The following is an 18,716-nucleotide window of genomic DNA, read 5'->3' as shown; positions in this document are numbered from 1 at the left end:
TCAGCCCCCGACCCGCTCGTCCTCCGCGATCCGCACGCCGCGCGCCCAGTCGGCGGCCCGCATCGGCTTCTTGCCCTGGGCCTGCACCCACAGCAGCTCGACGGCGTAGGAGCCGGTGCCCACATGGACGCTGTTCTTGCCGACGGCGAGCTGCCCGGGGGTGAGATCGGTCCGGTCGGGGACGGGCGTGACCTGGATGAGCTTGAGCCGCTCCCCACGGAAGGTGGTCCACGCGCCAGGGGCCGGCGTACAGCCCCGCACGACCCTGTCGACGCGGAGCGCGGGCGCGGTCCAGTCGACCTGCGCGTCCTCGACGGTGATCTTGGGCGCGAGGCTGATGCCGTCGCCCGGCTGCGGTACGGCCTTCAGGGTGCCGTCCTCGATGCCGTCCATGGTGGCGGCGAGCAGCCCGGCGCCGGCGAAGGCGAGGCGGGTCAGCAGGTCACCGCTGGTGTCGGTGGGCCGGATCTCCTCGGTGATGGTGCCGTAGACCGGCCCCGAGTCCAGCCCCTCCTCGATGAGGAAGGTGGAGGCGCCGGTGATCTCGTCCCCCGCCATGATGGAGTGCTGCACGGGCGCGGCGCCGCGCCAGGCGGGCAGCAGCGAGAAGTGCAGGTTGACCCATCCGTGGACCGGGATGTCCAGGGCGACCCTGGGCAGCAGGGCCCCGTAGGCCACCACCGGACAGCAGTCGGGTGCGATCTCCTTGAGCCGCTCCAGAAACTCGGGCTCACGCGGCCGGGCCGGCTTCAGCACCTCGATCCCGGCCTCCTCCGCCCGCTGCGCCACGGGAGAGGCGACCAGTCGGCGCCCCCGCCCGGCAGGAGCGTCGGGCCGCGTGACGACGGCTGCCACCTCATGCCGCCCGGAGGACAGCAGAGCGTCCAGAGCGGGAACGGCGACCTCAGGTGTACCGGCGAAGACAAGCTTCATGGAAGAGCACGGCCCTCTCGGACGAACCACACGAACGAAGCCCAGTTTATGACCAGTCGGAAAGCCGCCACCCCACAGAACCCCCCACCCCAGACCCAAGCCTCTCTCCCATGGGAAACGGATGGTGCGTGGGTGGGAGACAAAGGGGCGAAGCCGAAGGCGGGCCGACCACAGGGGGCGTACGCACAGGCCCACACGCCCCCCAGCGTGACCAGCGGAGCGAATCCGCGTTGGTCAAGAAAGAGTTGACCACTTTCTCTTAACGCCGGTTCGAGAGGCTTGTTCATGGCCGACCACGCAACCCACGACGCCCAGGCCCGGGCCAGCCTGCACTTGCTGGTGCGGGACATCGAGCGGGTCCGCCGGCAGGTGGACGCACTGCGCACCCTGACCGCCCAACTGGGCAACGTCTACCGCCCGCGCCGCTCCGGCCCGTCCACGGGCTTCGTCGTCTACGGACGCGCCCCCGCCCCCACGGTCCGCCTCGCCCAGGAGCTTCGGGACAGCGTCGAAACCCTGGTCACCGCGGCGGTCGACTTCGACCGTTCGCTCGGCTTCTCCTGGGACGCGGTGGGCTCGGCCCTGGGTGTCACCAAGCAGGCGGTGCACCGCCGTTACGGCACGCGACGCGCCGCGGCCCAGGCGGCCGCCGAGACCGACCGCGCTTCGGAGTCGTCCGGCACCCACCCGGTCAACGTGGGCGCCGGCATCTCCCCGGTCCCGACGGTCCCCGCGGCCCGCTCGATGCCGACCCAGCCGACCGCGGGCAGTCCTGCCCTGCGCGACGAGGTGAGACCAACGGCCCTGCCCGGCCCACGCAACGGCTGACACGCCACAGCACGGGTCTGCCCTCCCGCCCCCACCGGGAGGGCAGACCCGTGCCAGTCGCTCCGCGAGCGGTCGGCGCGCTGCTGCCGTCGCCGCGCAGGTGCTCGCCAAGGTCCACGACCGTTCCGGGGGGCGGCTGTGCAAGGACCTGCGGGACGCACTGCTGCGCAGCGACGGACCCTTCATCGCCTGGAGGGCGGCGACGGCACAAGTCCCCCCGACCCCCGCGTCACCGGCTCCGCGAGACCCACCCGGCACCCGCTCCCCCACACGCGCCCCTCACCCGATATCAGGCGGATCGATCCGCACCCACACCCGCGCGTCCTCTCCACCGGCCCCCGCACCCGCGCCGCCACGGCTGCCCGCGCCCCCGCGACCGCCGTCTCCCGCACTTCCCCGGGCCGTCCGCGTCGCCTGCGCCGCCTTCAGCGCGGTCGCCAGCGCCGCGCCGCGACCCGGCGGCACCCGGATCAACGCCCGCTCCCACTGCTCTCCGGGCGGCGGCCCCCCAGGCCGCCGAGGTCGCCCGACCGGAGTGACCGGCACCGGCACCGGCCCGAGCACCTCCGCCTCCGGCGGCAGCTCCACGGCACCGAGGAACGCGGCGACCGCCTCCCCGGTCCCCGACACGGCCGCCATCCGCGACACCGGCGGAAAGCCCAGCTCGGCCCGCTCCGCGAGTTCCCGCACCGCATGGCCCACGGGATCCCACCGCACCAGCGCCTGCACCGGCCGCAGCGTCGGCTCGGCCAGCGCCACCACGGTCCCACCGGCCTCCTGCGGCCGTACGAGCGCAGCGGCCGCGATCCACCGGCGCAGCGCGTCCTCCCCGGCCCGCAGGTCGGGCCTGCCGAGCATGGCCCAGCCGTCCAGCAGCAGGGCGGCCGCGTACCCTCCCTCGGCGACGGGTTCGGCCCCGGGCGTGCTCACGACCAGCGCGGGCGTGCCGGGCACGGTGTCCAGCACCTGCTCCCGGCCCGAGGTCCGCACCGGCACGGCCGGGAAGGCCCGCCCCAGCTCCTCGGCGGTTCTGCGGGCGCCCACCACCTGGGCCCGCAGCCGGAAGGACCCGCACTCCGGGCAGTGCCAGCCGGGCTCCTCACGCCCGCACCAGCCGCACCACAGGGCGCCGCCGTCGCGTGCCTCCAACGGCCCGGAGCAGTGCCGGCAGCGGGCGGCCGCCCGGCACTGTGCACAGGCCATCCGCGGCACATACCCGCGCCGGGGCACCTGCACCAGCACCGGCCCGTGCCGCAGTCCCTCCCGGACCACCTGCCAGGCGAGGGTCGGCAGCCGCGCCGCCCGGGCCGCCTCGTCCCGGGCGAGATCCTGGTCGCCGACGGTCCGTACGAGTGGAGCGGCCCGGCGGACCTGCTCCCGCCCGGCGACCAGCGGCCGTGCCCATCCGCTCTCCACGAGCTGGGCGGCCTCGACGGTGCAGCTCCAGCCGCCCACCAGGAACGCGCACTTGTCCTGCGCGGCCCGCAACAGCAGCACGTCCCGCGCGTGCGGCTGGGGCGCGTGCTGTTCGCTGTGGCTGTCGTCCCCGTCGTCCCAGATGGCGACGAGCCCCAGATCCCGCACCGGCGCGAACATCGCGGCCCGGGTCCCGACCACGGCCCGCACCGACCCGCGCCGGACGGCGAGCCATTCCCGGTACCGCTTCTCGGGCCCGGCGTCGGCGGTCAGCAGCGCATGCCGTCCCGCCCCCAGCAGCGCGGTCAGCGCCGCGTCGACCCGCGCAGCGGCCCGCCCGTCCGGTACGACGACGAGCGCGCCGCGTCCTGAGGCCAGCGTCGCGGCGACGGTCCGGGCCAGCTCCTCGCTCCACCGTGGCCCGGGCAGCGCCTGCCACACGGCCCGCGGCGAGCCGCCCGAGGTGAGCGACTCCAGGAACGCGCCCCCGTGCTCGTACCGGGCCCAGGACCCCGTCTCCGGTGCCGCCGGCGGCGGCAGGGGCTGCGGCGAGGGCCGCTGCTCGGCTCGGGCGTTGCGCGGCGGCACGGCGAGCTGCAGCACATCGGCGAGGCTCCCGGCGTACCGGTCGGCGACGGCCCGGGCGAGCCGCAGCAGTTCGGGGCTCAGCACCGGCTCGGGCGACACGACCTGGGCGAGCGCCGCGAGCGGCCCGGAGTAGTCGCTCTCGGCGACCCTCTCCACCACGAACCCGTCGATCAGCCCCCCGCCCTCACGCCGGCCCTCCCGCACCCGGTGCCGCCCGGCCCCGAAGCGCACCCGCACCCGCACCCCCGGCTGGGCGTCCGCGTCGAGCTCGGCGGGCACCGCGTAGTCGAAGTACCGGTCGAGATGCAGCACCCCCTTGTCGACCAGCACCCGGGCCACCGGCAACCGCTCCGCCAGTGCGGCCCCCCGCCATGTCCGCGGTTTGGCCCGCGGGACCTTGGCCTTGCGCAGGCTCTCCCGGATCAACGCGAGCTGCTCGGGCGGCGCCCCCTGCGCACCACCCTGACCGATCCCGTCCTCGCTGCTCACGCTTGCATTCTTACCAAACCCCACTGACAGCGGCCGTCCGCCGCCGAGCTGGGGGAACAGCGAGGCCCGGCCCCCGAAGGGAACCGGGCCTCGTGACGGGTCGGCCGGGGCTACAGGCCCGCCGCCTGGCGCAGGGCGTCCACGCGGTCCGTGCGCTCCCAGGTGAAGTCGGGCAGCTCGCGGCCGAAGTGGCCGTAGGCAGCCGTCTGGGAGTAGATCGGACGGAGGAGGTCGAGGTCGCGGATGATCGCGGCCGGGCGGAGGTCGAAGACCTCGTCGATGGCCTTCTCGATCTTGTCGGTGTCGACCTTGGCGGTGCCGAAGGTCTCCACGAACAGTCCGACGGGCTCGGCCTTGCCGATCGCATAGGCGACCTGGACCTCGCAGCGGGCGGCCAGACCCGCGGCGACGACGTTCTTCGCGACCCAGCGCATCGCGTAGGCGGCGGAACGGTCGACCTTGGACGGGTCCTTGCCGGAGAAGGCGCCGCCGCCGTGGCGGGCCATGCCACCGTAGGTGTCGATGATGATCTTGCGGCCGGTGAGGCCGGCGTCGCCCATCGGGCCGCCGATCTCGAAGCGGCCGGTCGGGTTGACCAGCAGGCGGTAGCCCTCGGTGTCGAGCTTGATGCCGTCGTCCAGCAGCGCCTTCAGCTCCGGCTCCACGACGAACTCACGGATGTCGGGGGCCAGCAGCGAGTCCAGGTCGATGTCGCTCGCGTGCTGCGAGGAGACCACGACCGTGTCGAGGCGGATCGCCTTGTCGCCGTCGTACTCGATGGTGACCTGGGTCTTGCCGTCGGGGCGCAGGTAGGGGATCGTGCCGTTCTTGCGGACGTCCGACAGGCGCTTGGACAGACGGTGCGCCAGGAAGATCGGCAGCGGCATCAGGGTCGGCGTCTCGTCGGTGGCGTAGCCGAACATCAGGCCCTGGTCGCCCGCGCCCTGCTTGTCGAGCTCGTCGTCATCGCCCTCGACGCGGGTCTCGTACGCCGTGTCGACGCCCTGCGCGATGTCCGGGGACTGCGCGCCGATGGACACCGACACACCGCAGGAGGCGCCGTCGAAGCCCTTCTTCGAGGAGTCGTAGCCGATCTCGAGGACCTTGTTGCGCACCAGCGTCGCGATGTCCGCGTACGCCTTGGTCGTGACCTCACCGGCCACATGCACCAGGCCGGTCGTGATCAGCGTCTCGACGGCGACCCGGGAGGTCGGGTCCTCACGCAGAAGCGCGTCGAGAATCGTGTCGCTGATCTGGTCAGCGATCTTGTCGGGGTGACCCTCGGTCACGGACTCCGAGGTGAACAGGCGACGGGACACAACGCTCCCTGTGGTTGCAGCGGCTGCTGGCTGATCATTGACGGACGCGACGGAGGCTGCGCCCGGCGTCGTCCGGGAACAGTTTATCGGTCGCGCTCGACCGCGGACCCCCTGTCTCGCCTCTCGGGAGCGCTGTGACCTGCGGCACGGGCATTCTGCCCAATGCCGTGTGCCGTTGGCCAGGGGCGCCACGCCGAATCCGGCGAGACTGGAGAGATCCTCGAAGTCGCATGAAACTGTCACCCGAGGCGTTGCGCCACCAGGTCCCATACGGTTTCGGCCAGGGCCTCCTTCGGGCCGTGCGGGACGGGGGTCTCACTGCCGTCGGCGCCCAGCACGACCGCCTCGTTCTCCTCGGCGCCGAAGGTCTTGCGCTCCCCCACCTCGTTGACCACCAGCAGGTCGCATCCCTTGCGCTCCAGCTTGAGCCGGCCGTTGGCGAGGACGTCGTCGGTCTCCGCGGCGAAGCCCACGACCACCTGGTCGGGGCGGGCGCGGTCGGCGGAGATCTCCGCGAGGATGTCCGGATTCCGCACCAGAACGATGGGGTCCGGTTCCTGGCCGTCCTTTTTCTTGATCTTCCCGGCCGCGTACGCCGCCGGGCGGAAGTCGGCGACCGCGGCGGCCATGACCACCGCGTCGGCGTCGGGGGCGGCCTTGAGGACGGCTTCGCGCAGCTGCACCGCGGTGCCGACCTGGATCACGTCGACACCCGCCGGGTCGGGCAGGCCGGTGTTGGCCGCGATCAGCGTCACCCGGGCGCCCCGGGCGGCGGCGGTGCGGGCGAGAGCGTAACCCTGCTTGCCGGAGGAGCGGTTGCCGAGGAAGCGCACCGGGTCGAGGGGCTCGCGGGTGCCGCCGGCGCTGACCACGACATGCCGGCCGAGGAGGTCGGGCTCGCGCACACCCCGGGCCAGGACCCGGCGGCAGACCTCGAAGATCTCGGCCGGGTCGGGCAGCCGGCCCTTGCCGGTGTCGACGCCGGTGAGACGGCCGACCGCCGGTTCGATGACGACGGCGCCCCGGCGGCGCAGCGTCGCCACGTTCTCCTGGGTGGCCGGGTGCTCCCACATCTCGGTGTGCATCGCGGGGGCGAAGACGACCGGGCAGCGGGCGGTGAGCAGGGTGTTGGTCAGCAGGTCGTCGGCGAGGCCGTGGGCGGCCTTGGCGAGCAGGTCGGCGGTCGCCGGGGCCACGACGACCAGGTCGGCGTGCTGGCCGATGCGCACGTGCGGGACCTCGTGGACGTCGTCCCAGACCTCGGTCGAGACGGGGTTGCCGGACAGGGCGGACCAGGTGGCCTCGCCGACGAAGTGGAGCGCGGCGGCGGTGGGCACGACACGGACGTCGTGTCCCGACTCCGTCAGCCTTCTGAGCAGTTCGCACGCCTTGTAGGCGGCGATGCCACCGCTGACCCCCAGTACGACCTTCGGCTTGTCCACCATCTCTCCCCGGCCTCGGAAAACGTACGACTCCATGAGACACCACAGGCCCGGCAGTCGCGCTGCCGGGCCTGTGGAAAAACCTACTGCGAGCCGATCGTATTACTGCGCGGGGCCCTCGATGGCCTCGGACGTCAGCAGACCCGCGTTGATCTCGCGGAGGGCGATCGAGAGCGGCTTCTCGTGGACGTGGGTGTCGACGAGCGGACCGACGTACTCGAGGAGGCCCTCGCCGAGCTGCGAGTAGTACGCGTTGATCTGGCGGGCCCGCTTGGCCGCGTAGATCACGAGGCTGTACTTCGAGTCGGTGGCCTCGAGGAGCTCGTCGATCGGCGGGTTGATGATGCCCTCGGGCGCGGAGATGGAAGAGGACACGCTCTACCTTCCGATGGATGGGAAAAGATCAGGTCGCGATCACATGCTGGCGATCACACGACATCCATCAAGGCTAGCAGCTCACGCGCCACATCCTCGACGGAGGTGTTGACCAGGGTCTGGTCGAACTCCGGCTCGGCCGCCAGTTCGGTCTTGGCCGCGTCCAGCCGGCGCTCGATGACCTCGGGCGGCTCGGTGCCCCGCCCGGTGAGTCTGCGCACCAGCTCCTCCCAGGAGGGAGGAGCCAGGAACACCAGCTGGGCCTCCGGCATGGACTCGCGGACCTGCCGGGCGCCCTGGAGGTCGATCTCCAGCAGGACCGGTTCACCGGCCTCCAGCCGCTCCAGCACGGCCGCGCGGGGCGTGCCGTAGCGGTTGCCGGCGAACTCGGCCCACTCCAGCAGATCGCCGTTGGCGATCAGCTTGTCCATCTCGTCGTCGGTGACGAAGAAGTAGTGGACTCCGTGCTTCTCGCCGGGGCGGGGCTTGCGGGTCGTCGCCGACACCGAGAGCCAGACCTCGGGGTGTTCCTTGCGCATATGGGCGACGACCGTGCTCTTGCCGACCCCGGAGGGGCCGGAGAGCACGGTCAGCCGCGGACGTACGTCCGGGGGCTCGGGGGTCGTCCCCCGGAATGTTGCAGCCATGCAGCGATTATTCCAGCAATCCCGGAGTGCCCGGGACTCCCTTCCCGGCAGTGTCCGGAGTCAGGAACCGGTGCTGCCGAACTCACGCTCCAGGGAAGCGATCTGGTTGGAGCCGAGGCCGCGCACGCGGCGGCTCTCGGAGATGCCGAGCCGCTCCATGATCTGCTTGGCGCGGACCTTGCCCACGCCCGGAAGGGACTCGAGCAGGGCGGAGACCTTCATCTTGCCGATGACGTCGTTCTCCTGGCCCTGCTTGATGACCTCGTGCAGGGAGGCGCCGGAGTGCTTGAGTCGATTCTTGACCTCGGCCCGCTCCCGGCGAGCCGCGGCGGCCTTTTCGAGCGCGGCTGCGCGCTGTTCGGGGGTAAGGGGCGGAAGAGCCACGCCTACGTCACCTCGGATGTCGAACTGTCGGATACGGACCGGTGAGGAACCTAGTCGCCCCACACCTGGGGAGCCACGAGCAACACGCTCGCCCGCTCACACACGTCGGAGACTAGCGGTCAAGTTCGCCAGAGTCAGCGAGAACAGAGGAAAAGTCCTGGTCAGCCTCCGCCAGGCCGGACATTTAGGACATAATGCCCTCGATTTGAGAATGTATTCAGACTCAAGTCGCCCCAGGCCGCCCGTCCGCCGACCCGAACGAGCGGCCGATCCCCCTCAGGCCGACGCCACCGCGGCCCTGATCTCCTCCGCGAACCGCTCCGCGGCGTCACGCAGCGCGACCACGTCGGGACCGTGGCGCAACACCCCGCGGCTGACGTTCGGCACCACATTGCGCACGGCCCCCCCGAAGACCCGGGGAAGGTCGCCCCCCGTCGCCCCCTGGGCGCCGATACCGGGCGCGAGGAGGGGACCGTTGATGTCGAGGTCGTACAACGACAGGTCACCCAGCGTCGCGCCCACGACCGCGCCGAAGGACCCCAGGGGCTCCTCCCCCGCGTTCTCGGCGGCCAGGTGCCCCAGCATGGTCGCGCCCACGTTCCGGCCGTCCGCCCGCACCGCGTGCTGCACCTCGCCGCCCTCCGGGTTGGACGTCAGCGCCAGCACGAACAGCCCGGCGCCGCTCTCCCGCGCCAGCGCCACCGCCGGCGACAGGGAGCCGTAACCGAGGTACGGGGAGACCGTCAGCGCGTCCGAGAACAGCGGGGCGCCCTCGCGCAGGAAGGACTCCGCGTACGCGGCCATGGTCGAGCCGATGTCGCCGCGCTTGGCGTCCATCACGACCAGCGCACCGGCCGCCCGGGCCTCCGCCACCGTCCTCTCCAGGACGGCGACGCCCCGCGAGCCGAACCGCTCGAAGAAGGCGCTCTGCGGCTTGAGCACGGCGACCCGGTCGGCCATCGCCTCCACGACCGTGCGGCTGAACCGCTCCAGACCGGCCACGTCGTCGTCCAGGCCCCACTCGGCGAGCAGGGAGGCGTGCGGATCGATGCCCACGCACAGCGGGCCGCGCTCGTCCATGGCGCGCCGCAGCCGTGCGCCGAAGGGTTCCAGAGCGGTCATGCCGTCCTCCTCACGTCGGCGCCGACCGCGTCGGCGAGGGTCGCGTACGGGCTGCTGCGCAGGCGCGCGGCGAGGCCCTTGTGGATCGCACGGCCCCAGAAGGGGCCCTCGTAGACGAAGGCGCTGTAGCCCTGGACCAGCGTGGCGCCCGCCAGGATGCGCTGCCAGGCGTCCTCGGCGTTCTCGATGCCGCCGACGCCCACCAGGGTGATGCGGTCGCCCACGCGCGCGTAGAGGCGGCGCAGCACCTCCAGGGAGCGCGCCTTGAGCGGGGCGCCGGACAGTCCGCCGGCCTCCTTCACCAGGGAGGGCTCGCAGGTCAGACCGAGTCCCTCGCGTGCGATGGTGGTGTTGGTGGCGATGATCCCGTCCAGACCGAGTTCCACGGCCAGGTCGGCGACGGCGTCGATGTCCTCGTCGGCCAGATCGGGGGCGATCTTGACGAGGAGCGGGACCCGGCGGGTGGTGACCGTGCGGTCCGCGGCCTCGCGGACTGCGCCCAGCAGGGGCCGCAGCGCCTCGGTGGCCTGCAGGTTGCGCAGGCCGGGCGTGTTCGGCGACGACACGTTCACGACCAGGTAGTCGGCGTACGGCGCCAGCCGCTCGGCCGACTTCACGTAGTCCGCGACGGCCTCCGCCTCCGGTACGGCCTTGGTCTTGCCGATGTTGACGCCGACGACGGTCCTGAAGACGGGCGTACGGGAGGCCAGGCGCGCGGCGACGGCCAGTGAGCCCTCGTTGTTGAAGCCCATGCGGTTGATCAGCGCCCGGTCTGCGACCAGGCGGAACAGCCGCTTCCTGGGGTTGCCGGGCTGCGGCTCGCCGGTGACCGTGCCGATCTCGACATGGTCGAAGCCCAGCATCGACATCCCGTCGATCGCGACGGCGTTCTTGTCGAAGCCGGCGGCGAGCCCGAAGGGGCCGTGCATGCGCAGCCCGAACGCCTCGGTGCGCAGTTCCTTGTGGCGGGGTGCGAGCGCGGCCGCGACGAACGTGCGCAGCACGGGGATGCGGACGGCGAGGCGGATCCAGCGGAAGGCGAGGTGATGGGCCTGCTCCGGGTCCATCCGTGTGAAGACCAGACGGAAGAAAAGCTTGTACATGTAGGTGTCCTCGTAAGCCTCATGAAGTGAGCCTCATGAAGAGGGGGACACCGTTTCCGGTGTCCCCCTCAGGGCTGCTAGTCGCGGGCCGCGGTCAGGTGTTCCGCGTGTTCCTGGAGCGAACGGACGCCCACGTCCCCGCGGTTGAGCGCGTCGATGCCCTGGACGGCGGCGGCGAGCGCCTGGACCGTCGTCAGGCACGGCACCGAGCGCGCCACGGCCGCCGTACGGATCTCGTAGCCGTCGAGGCGGCCGCCGGTGCCGTACGGGGTGTTGACGATGAGGTCGACCTCGCCGTCGTGGATGAGCTGGACGATGGTCTTCTCACCGCCCGGGCCGGTGCCCTCGGACTGCTTGCGCACGACGGTGGCGTGCAGGCCGTTGCGCTTGAGCACCTCCGCCGTGCCCGAGGTGGCCAGGAGCTCGAAGCCGTGGGCGACCAGCTCCCGCGCCGGGAAGATCATCGACCGCTTGTCGCGGTTGGCGACCGAGATGAAGGCGCGGCCCTTGGTCGGCAGGGCGCCGTAGGCACCGGCCTGCGACTTGGCGTAGGCCGTGCCGAAGACGGAGTCGATGCCCATGACCTCGCCGGTGGAGCGCATCTCCGGGCCGAGGACGGTGTCGACGCCGCGCCCGGAGGTGTCCCGGAAGCGGCTCCAGGGCATGACCGCCTCCTTGACGGAGATCGGCGCGTCCAGGGGCAGCTCGCCGCCGTCGCCGTGGGCGGGCAGCAGGCCCTCCTCGCGGAGCTGGGCGATGGTCGCGCCCAGGGAGATCCGGGCGGCGGCCTTGGCGAGCGGCACCGCGGTCGCCTTCGATGTGAAGGGGACCGTGCGGGACGCGCGCGGGTTGGCCTCCAGGACGTAGAGGATGTCGCCGGCCATCGCGAACTGGATGTTGATCAGGCCGCGCACTCCGACGCCCTTGGCGATGGCCTCGGTGGAGGCGCGCAGGCGCTTGATGTCGAAGCCGCCCAGGGTGATGGGGGGCAGGGCGCACGCCGAGTCGCCGGAGTGGATGCCGGCCTCCTCGATGTGCTCCATGACGCCGCCGAGGTAGAGCTCCTCGCCGTCGTACAGCGCGTCGACGTCGATCTCGATGGCGTCGTCCAGGAAGCGGTCGACGAGCACCGGCCGGGTGGGGCTGATCTCGGTCGACTCGGCGATGTAGGAGGCCAGACGGGTCTCGTCGTAGACGATCTCCATGCCGCGGCCGCCGAGGACGTACGACGGGCGGACGAGGACCGGGTAGCCGATCTCGTCGGCGATCTCCTTGGCCTCGGCGAAGGTCGTGGCGGTGCCGTGCTTGGGGGCGGGCAGGCCGGCCTCCTTGAGGACCCGGCCGAAGGCGCCACGGTCCTCGGCCGCGTGGATGGCCTCGGGCGAGGTGCCGACGACCGGCACGCCGTTGTCCTTGAGGGCCTGGGCGAGGCCCAGCGGGGTCTGCCCGCCGAGCTGCACGACCACGCCGGCGATCGGGCCGGCCTGCGCCTCCGCGTGGACGATCTCCAGCACGTCCTCCAGGGTCAGCGGCTCGAAGTACAGCCGGTCGGAGGTGTCGTAGTCGGTGGAGACGGTCTCCGGGTTGCAGTTGACCATCACGGTCTCGTACCCGGCGTCGGACAGCGCGAAGGAGGCGTGGACGCAGGAGTAGTCGAACTCGATGCCCTGGCCGATGCGGTTGGGTCCGGAGCCCAGGATGATGACGGCCGGCTTCTCGCGGGGCGCGACCTCGCTCTCCTCGTCGTAGGACGAGTAGAAGTACGGCGTCCGCGCGGCGAACTCGGCGGCGCAGGTGTCCACCGTCTTGTAGACGGGGCGGATGCCCAGGGCGTGCCGCACCTCGCGGACCACGTCCTCGCGCAGGCCGCGGATCTCGGCGATCTGCTGGTCGGAGAAGCCGTGCCGCTTGGCCTCGGCGAGCAGCTCGGGCGTCAGCTCGGCGGCTGCCGCGATCTCGTCCGCGATCTCCTTGATCAGGAAGAGCTGGTCGACGAACCACGGGTCGATCTTCGTGGCCTCGAAGACCTCCTCGGGCGTGGCGCCCGCGCGGATGGCCTGCATGACGGCGTTGATCCGGCCGTCGGTGGGCCGCACGGCCTCTCGCAGCAGCTCGGCCTTGTTTCCCGCGGAGCCGGGCTCGCCGACGAAGGTGAACTGGCTGCCCTTCTTCTCCAGGGAGCGCAGCGCCTTCTGGAACGCCTCGGTGAAGTTGCGGCCGATGGCCATGGCCTCGCCGACCGACTTCATGGTGGTGGTCAGAGTGGAGTCGGCCTGCGGGAACTTCTCGAAGGCGAACCGGGGTGCCTTGACGACCACGTAGTCGAGCGTGGGCTCGAAGGAGGCCGGGGTCTCCTGGGTGATGTCGTTCGGGATCTCGTCGAGGGTGTAGCCGACGGCGAGCTTGGCGGCGATCTTGGCGATCGGGAAGCCGGTCGCCTTGGAGGCCAGCGCGGAGGACCGCGACACGCGCGGGTTCATCTCGATGACGATGACCCGGCCGTCGACGGGGTTGACCGCGAACTGGATGTTGCAGCCGCCGGTGTCGACGCCGACCTCGCGGATGACCGCGATGCCGATGTCGCGCAGGGTCTGGTACTCGCGGTCGGTCAGGGTCATGGCGGGGGCGACGGTGATGGAGTCGCCGGTGTGCACGCCCATGGGGTCGAAGTTCTCGATGGAGCAGACGACCACGACGTTGTCGTGCTTGTCGCGCATCAGCTCCAGTTCGTACTCCTTCCAGCCGAGGATGGACTCCTCCAGGAGCACCTCGGTGGTCGGGGAGAGGGCGAGGCCCTGGCCGGCGATGCGGCGCAGCTCGTCCTCGTCGTGGGCGAAGCCGGAGCCGGCGCCGCCCATGGTGAAGGACGGGCGGACGACGACCGGGTAGCCGCCGCCGAGCTGCTCGACTCCGGCGAGCACCTCGTCCATGGTGTGGCAGATGACCGAGCGCGCGGACTCGCCGTGGCCGGTCTTGCGGCGGACCTCCTCCACGACCTCCTTGAACTGGTCGCGGTCCTCGCCCTTGTGGATCGCCTCGACGTTGGCGCCGATCAGCTCCACGCCGTACTTGGCCAGGACGCCGTTCTCGTGCAGCGAGATGGCGGTGTTCAGGGCCGTCTGGCCGCCCAGGGTGGGCAGCAGGGCGTCGGGGCGCTCCTTGGCGATGATCTTCTCGACGAAGTCCGGGGTGATCGGCTCGACGTAGGTGGCGTCGGCGATCTCCGGGTCGGTCATGATCGTCGCCGGGTTGGAGTTGACCAGGATGACGCGCAGGCCCTCGGCCTTGAGGACGCGGCACGCCTGGGTGCCGGAGTAGTCGAACTCGGCGGCCTGGCCGATGACGATCGGGCCGGAGCCGATGACCAGGACGGACTGGATATCGGTGCGCTTAGGCACGCTGGCCCTCCATCAGGACTGTGCTCATCAAAGACGTGAAGCGGTCGAACAGGTAGGCGGCGTCGTGCGGGCCGGCTGCCGCTTCGGGGTGGTACTGGACGGAGAAGCCCGGCTGGTCGAGCAGCTGGAGCCCCTCCACGACGTCGTCGTTGAGGCAGACGTGGGAGACCTCGACGCGGCCGAAGGGCGTCTCGGTGACCTTGTCGAGCGGCGCGTCCACGGCGAAGCCGTGGTTGTGGGCGGTGACCTCGACCTTGCCGGTCGTGCGGTCCTGGACCGGCTGGTTGATGCCGCGGTGGCCGTACTTCAGCTTGTAGGTGCCGAAGCCGAGGGCGCGCCCGAGGATCTGGTTGCCGAAGCAGATGCCGAACAGCGGCGTCTTCCGCTTCAGGACGGCGGTCATCAGGGCGACCGGGCCGTCGGCGGTGGCCGGGTCGCCGGGGCCGTTGGAGAAGAACACACCGTCCGGGTCGATGGCGTAGATGTCCTCCTCGGTGGCCGTGGCGGGCAGGACGTGCACCTCGATGCCGCGCTCGGCCATGCGGTGCGGGGTCATGCCCTTGATGCCGAGGTCGATGGCGGCGACGGTGAACTTCTTCTCGCCGATCGCCGGGACGACGTACGCCTCCTGGGTCGCGACCTCCTCGTAGAGGCTCGCACCCTTCATGTGGGGCTGGGCCTGCACGCGCGCGAGGAGCTCGGTCTCGGCGGTGATCGCCTCGCCGGAGAAGATGCCGGCGCGCATGGAGCCGCGCTCACGCAGGTGGCGGGTGAGGGCGCGGGTGTCGATGCCGGAGATGCCGACGATGCTCTGGCGGACCAGTTCGTCGTCCAGGGAGCGCTTGGCCCGCCAGTTGGACGGCACGCGCGCGGGGTCGCGCACGACGTAGCCGGAGACCCAGATGCGGCTCGACTCGTCGTCCTCGTCGTTCCAGCCGGTGTTGCCGATCTGGGGGGCGGTGGCGACGACGATCTGGCGGTCGTACGACGGGTCGGTGAGGGTCTCCTGGTAGCCGGTCATGCCGGTGGAGAACACCGCTTCGCCGAAGGTCTCCCCCACGGCCCCGTAGGCACGGCCGCGGAAGATCCGGCCGTCCTCCAGGACGAGTACGGCGGGAACCTTTTCGGCTCCCCTGGTGGAGGTCGTCATCGTTCGGCGCCTTCCCTAGTGTTGATCATGGAGTTAATGACGTCGACCCACGCGTTGTGCTCGGCCGCGTGGTCCGAGCGGAACCCGGAGTCGATCAGCTTGTCGCCGTGTGCCCAGGTCACCACGAGCAGTCCGCCCTCGGTGAGGACCTTGCCGGCGATGCCCTTGTCGAGCCGGGCCTCCCGCAGGGCGTCGGCCGGGACGAAGAAGTCGGTCGCGCCGGGGCGCTCGACGACCAGTCCCGCGTCCGTCAGGGTGAGCTCGGCCCGGCTGCGGGTGCCCAGGCCGTGCGCCACGATGCGGTCCAGCCACTGCCCGGCGGTGGTGGAGCCGTGGTAGCGGCCGGTCAGGCTCAGTTTCGCCGGACCGGGCTCGCTCGGCGAGGCGGGCAGCTCCGGCAGGTCGCTCTGGAGCGTGCCGCGCCATTTCCAGCCCTCGCGCATCAGCCAGTAGACGAGGGCGACGAACAGGGCGAGACCGACGACCCAGCCGAGCCGGGCCGCCCAGTCGGTCACTTCGGCCGATTCCTTCTCGGCCGCCAGCAGGAGTACAGCAGATGTCACGTGAGCTTCCCGTCGACGAGCGTGGCCTTGCCCCGGAGCCACGTGTGCGTCACACGGCCCGGCAGCTCACGCCCCTCGTACGGAGTGTTGCGGCTGCGCGAGGCGAAGCCCGCGGGGTCCACCTGGCCACGGTATGCCGTGTCGACGAGCGTGAGGTTGGCGGGCTCACCAGCCGAGACGGGACGACCGTGGCCCTTGGCCTGCCCGATGCCGGCAGGCTTGAAGGACATACGGTCGGCGACCCCGGCCCAGTCCAGCAGGCCCGTCTCCACCATGGTCTCCTGGACCACTGACAGTGCCGTCTCCAGGCCGACCATGCCCATGGCGGCGGCGGCCCACTCGCAGTCCTTGTCCTCGTGCGGGTGGGGGGCGTGGTCGGTGGCGACGATGTCGATCGTGCCGTCGGCGAGGGCCTCGCGCAGCGCCCTCACGTCGCGTTCGGTGCGCAGCGGCGGGTTGACCTTGTAGACGGGGTTGTAGCTGCGGACCAGTTCGTCCGTGAGCAGGAGGTGGTGCGGGGTGACCTCGGCGGTCACCTGGATGCCGCGGGACTTGGCCCAGCGGACGATCTCGACGGACCCGGCGGTCGACAGGTGGCAGATGTGGACGCGGGAGCCGACGTGGTCGGCGAGCAGGACATCCCGGGCGATGATCGATTCTTCGGCCACCGCCGGCCAGCCCCCGAGGCCGAGCTCGGCGGAGACGACGCCCTCGTTCATCTGGGCGCCCTCGGTCAGCCGCGGCTCCTGCGCGTGCTGGGCGACGACCCCGCCGAACGCCTTCACGTACTCCAGCGCCCGGCGCATGATCACCGCGTCGTGGACGCACTTGCCGTCGTCGGAGAAGACGGTGACGCCGGCCGCGGACTCGTGCATGGCGCCCAGCTCGGCGAGCTTCTTGCCCTCCAGGCCGACGGTGACGGCGCCGATGGGCTGGACGTCGCAGTAGCCGTGCTCCTGGCCGAGCCGGTAGACCTGCTCGACGACGCCGGCGGTGTCGGCGACGGGGAAGGTGTTGGCCATGGCGAACACGGCGGTGAAGCCGCCGCTCGCCGCCGCGCGCGTGCCCGTCAGGACCGTCTCGGAGTCCTCACGGCCCGGCTCGCGCAGATGGGTGTGCAGGTCGACCAGGCCCGGCAGCAGCACCTTGCCGGCGGCCTCGACGACCTCGGCGCCCTCGGCGCTCAGCCCGGCGCCCACCTCGGCGATGGTCGCGCCGTCGATCAGGACGTCCTGCGGCTCGCCGCCCAGCACCTTCGCACCACGGATCAGGATCTTGCTCATGTTGTCCTACTTCTCCTCGGCGGGACGGGCGTGGGTGACGGCGGGTTCGTTGCCGCCGAGCAGCAGGTAGAGGACGGCCATCCGGATGGACACCCCGTTGGCGACCTGCTCGATGGCGGTGCAGCGGTCGGAGTCGGCGACCTCGGCGGTGATCTCCATGCCGCGGACCATGGGGCCGGGGTGCATCACGATGGCGTGCTCGGGCAGCTTGGCCATGCGGTCGGCGTCGAGGCCGTAGCGGCGGGAGTACTCGCGCTCGGTGGGGAAGAAGGCGGCGTTCATGCGCTCCCGCTGGACGCGCAGCATCATCACCGCGTCGCACTTGGGCAGCGTGCTGTCGAGGTCGAAGGAGACCTCGCAGGGCCAGTTCTCGACGCCGACCGGAACCAGGGTGGGCGGGGCGACGAGGGTGACCTCGGCGCCGAGGGTGTGCAGCAGGTCGACGTTGGAGCGGGCGACCCGGCTGTGCAGCACGTCGCCGACGACGGTGATGCGCCTGCCGGCCAGGTCCTGGCCGAGCCCCGCGTCCCGCCCGATCAGCCGGCGCCGCATGGTGAAGGCGTCCAGGAGGGCCTGGGTGGGGTGCTGGTGGGTGCCGTCGCCGGCGTTGATGACGGCGGCGTCGATCCAGCCGGAGTTGGCCAGGCGGTAGGGGGCTCCGGAGGCGCCGTGCCGGATGACGACGGCGTCGACGCCCATGGCCTCCAGGGTCTGGGCGGTGTCCTTCAGGGACTCGCCCTTGGAGACGCTGGATCCCTTGGCGGAGAAGTTGATCACGTCCGCGGACAGTCGCTTCTCGGCGGCCTCGAAGGAGATACGCGTGCGTGTGGAGTCCTCGAAGAAGAGGTTGACGACGGTGCGGCCGCGCAGGGTCGGCAGCTTCTTGATGGGCCGGTCGGCCACCCGGGCCATCTCCTCGGCGGTGTCGAGGATCAGGACGGCGTCGTCGCGGGTGAGGTCGGCGGCCGAGATGAGATGACGCTGCATCTGTCAGGCTCCGTAAGGCAGTTCATTCGGGAGAATTGGGGCAGACCGGCGCGTGGGACGCCAGGCGGCAGCGGCCGGTCGCGCCTGACTTGCTACTGGGTCTGCTTCACACCGAGCAGCACGGTGTCGCGACCGTCCTCCTCGGCGAGCTGGACCTTGACCGTCTCCCGCAGCGACGTGGGGAGGTTCTTGCCGACGTAGTCGGCGCGGATGGGCAGCTCGCGGTGGCCGCGGTCGACCAGCACGGCGAGCTGCACGGCACGGGGACGCCCGATGTCGTTCAGGGCGTCGAGGGCGGCGCGGATGGTGCGGCCGGAGAAGAGCACGTCGTCGACGAGGACGACGAGCCGGCCGTCGATGCCGTCACCGGGGATGTCGGTGCGGGCCAGCGCACGCGGCGGGTGCATGCGCAGGTCGTCGCGGTACATGGTGATGTCGAGCGAGCCGACCGGGATCTTGCGGTCGGTGATCTGTTCGAGCTTGACGGCGAGCCGCTGGGCGAGGAAGACGCCCCGGGTCGGAATGCCGAGGAGCACCACGTCGTCGGCGCCCTTGGCGCGTTCGACGATCTCGTGGGCGATGCGGGTCAGTACCCGCGCGATGTCGGGGCCTTCGAGAACGGGCCTCGCATCGGACGCTTGCGCGTCGGCGTGCGTGTCCATACGAAACGGACCTCCTTCTCCGCCTCA

16 protein-coding genes are annotated in these 18,716 nt (G+C 71.4%); 1 reads left to right on the top strand and 15 read right to left on the bottom strand.

The features are described 5' to 3' along the window. The gene (fmt, locus tag ACH5AC_RS19075) at window positions 1-933 is read right to left on the bottom strand and encodes a methionyl-tRNA formyltransferase (protein ID WP_398863052.1); all 933 of its coding nucleotides are present in this window, start codon (window positions 931-933) and stop codon (window positions 1-3) included. Window positions 934-1,218: 285 nt separating this feature from the next. On the opposite strand from fmt, the gene ACH5AC_RS19070 reads away from it, so the two are divergent. Continuing rightward, entirely contained in the window at window positions 1,219-1,761 is a 543-nt protein-coding gene (locus ACH5AC_RS19070; RefSeq protein ID WP_398863050.1) for a hypothetical protein, read from the top strand. 279 nt (window positions 1,762-2,040) lie between these two features. Here ACH5AC_RS19070 and ACH5AC_RS19065 read toward each other — a convergent pair whose 3' ends face one another. The 14 genes from ACH5AC_RS19065 to pyrR form a co-directional block, all read right to left on the bottom strand. Beyond that, the gene (locus ACH5AC_RS19065; protein WP_398863049.1) at window positions 2,041-4,254 is read right to left on the bottom strand and encodes a primosomal protein N'; all 2,214 of its coding nucleotides are present in this window, start codon (window positions 4,252-4,254) and stop codon (window positions 2,041-2,043) included. Between the two features lie 110 nt (window positions 4,255-4,364). After that, window positions 4,365-5,573, bottom strand: coding sequence for a methionine adenosyltransferase (gene metK, locus ACH5AC_RS19060; RefSeq protein WP_398863048.1), 1,209 nt, complete (start codon window positions 5,571-5,573; stop codon window positions 4,365-4,367). A gap of 239 nt (window positions 5,574-5,812) precedes the next feature. After that, the gene (gene coaBC / locus ACH5AC_RS19055; protein ID WP_398863142.1) at window positions 5,813-7,015 is read right to left on the bottom strand and encodes a bifunctional phosphopantothenoylcysteine decarboxylase/phosphopantothenate--cysteine ligase CoaBC; all 1,203 of its coding nucleotides are present in this window, start codon (window positions 7,013-7,015) and stop codon (window positions 5,813-5,815) included. 102 nt (window positions 7,016-7,117) lie between these two features. Further along, window positions 7,118-7,390 carry a DNA-directed RNA polymerase subunit omega gene (rpoZ, locus tag ACH5AC_RS19050; RefSeq protein ID WP_003977348.1) on the bottom strand — a complete coding sequence of 91 codons (273 nt, stop codon included), beginning with the start codon at window positions 7,388-7,390 and terminating at the stop codon, window positions 7,118-7,120. 53 nt (window positions 7,391-7,443) lie between these two features. Continuing rightward, window positions 7,444-8,037, bottom strand: a complete 594-nt coding sequence (gmk, locus tag ACH5AC_RS19045) for a guanylate kinase (protein ID WP_398863047.1) — start codon at window positions 8,035-8,037, stop codon at window positions 7,444-7,446. A 60-nt stretch (window positions 8,038-8,097) separates the two neighbouring features. Then, window positions 8,098-8,421, bottom strand: a complete 324-nt coding sequence (locus ACH5AC_RS19040) for an integration host factor (RefSeq protein WP_003977346.1) — start codon at window positions 8,419-8,421, stop codon at window positions 8,098-8,100. Between the two features lie 276 nt (window positions 8,422-8,697). Beyond that, the gene (gene pyrF / locus ACH5AC_RS19035; RefSeq protein ID WP_398863046.1) at window positions 8,698-9,543 is read right to left on the bottom strand and encodes an orotidine-5'-phosphate decarboxylase; all 846 of its coding nucleotides are present in this window, start codon (window positions 9,541-9,543) and stop codon (window positions 8,698-8,700) included. Beyond that, window positions 9,540-10,646 carry a quinone-dependent dihydroorotate dehydrogenase gene (locus ACH5AC_RS19030; protein ID WP_398863045.1) on the bottom strand — a complete coding sequence of 369 codons (1,107 nt, stop codon included), beginning with the start codon at window positions 10,644-10,646 and terminating at the stop codon, window positions 9,540-9,542. The genes pyrF and ACH5AC_RS19030 overlap by 4 nt, the downstream gene beginning before the upstream one ends. Before the next feature lie 77 nt (window positions 10,647-10,723). Further along, window positions 10,724-14,044, bottom strand: a complete 3,321-nt coding sequence (carB, locus tag ACH5AC_RS19025) for a carbamoyl-phosphate synthase large subunit (RefSeq protein WP_398863044.1) — start codon at window positions 14,042-14,044, stop codon at window positions 10,724-10,726. Next, the gene (gene carA / locus ACH5AC_RS19020; RefSeq protein WP_398863043.1) at window positions 14,037-15,194 is read right to left on the bottom strand and encodes a glutamine-hydrolyzing carbamoyl-phosphate synthase small subunit; all 1,158 of its coding nucleotides are present in this window, start codon (window positions 15,192-15,194) and stop codon (window positions 14,037-14,039) included. The genes carB and carA overlap by 8 nt, the downstream gene beginning before the upstream one ends. Continuing rightward, a complete protein-coding gene (locus tag ACH5AC_RS19015; RefSeq protein ID WP_398863042.1) occupies window positions 15,191-15,757 on the bottom strand; it encodes a hypothetical protein in 567 nt (188 codons plus the stop codon). The genes carA and ACH5AC_RS19015 overlap by 4 nt, the downstream gene beginning before the upstream one ends. Then, a complete protein-coding gene (locus tag ACH5AC_RS19010; RefSeq protein WP_398863041.1) occupies window positions 15,754-17,040 on the bottom strand; it encodes a dihydroorotase in 1,287 nt (428 codons plus the stop codon). Before ACH5AC_RS19010 ends, ACH5AC_RS19015 begins: the two co-directional genes overlap by 4 nt. 6 nt (window positions 17,041-17,046) lie before the next feature. Further along, on the bottom strand, window positions 17,047-18,027 hold the full coding sequence (locus ACH5AC_RS19005) for an aspartate carbamoyltransferase catalytic subunit (RefSeq protein ID WP_398863040.1): 981 nt from the start codon (window positions 18,025-18,027) through the stop codon (window positions 17,047-17,049). 92 nt (window positions 18,028-18,119) lie between these two features. Then, entirely contained in the window at window positions 18,120-18,689 is a 570-nt protein-coding gene (gene pyrR / locus ACH5AC_RS19000) for a bifunctional pyr operon transcriptional regulator/uracil phosphoribosyltransferase PyrR (protein ID WP_398863039.1), read from the bottom strand. Window positions 18,690-18,716: the final 27 nt, after the last annotated feature.

The organism is Streptomyces sp. NPDC018693, assembly GCF_044391385.1.
Taxonomy (GTDB): domain Bacteria; phylum Actinomycetota; class Actinomycetes; order Streptomycetales; family Streptomycetaceae; genus Streptomyces.
This window is presented reverse-complemented; position numbering and strand designations above follow the sequence as displayed.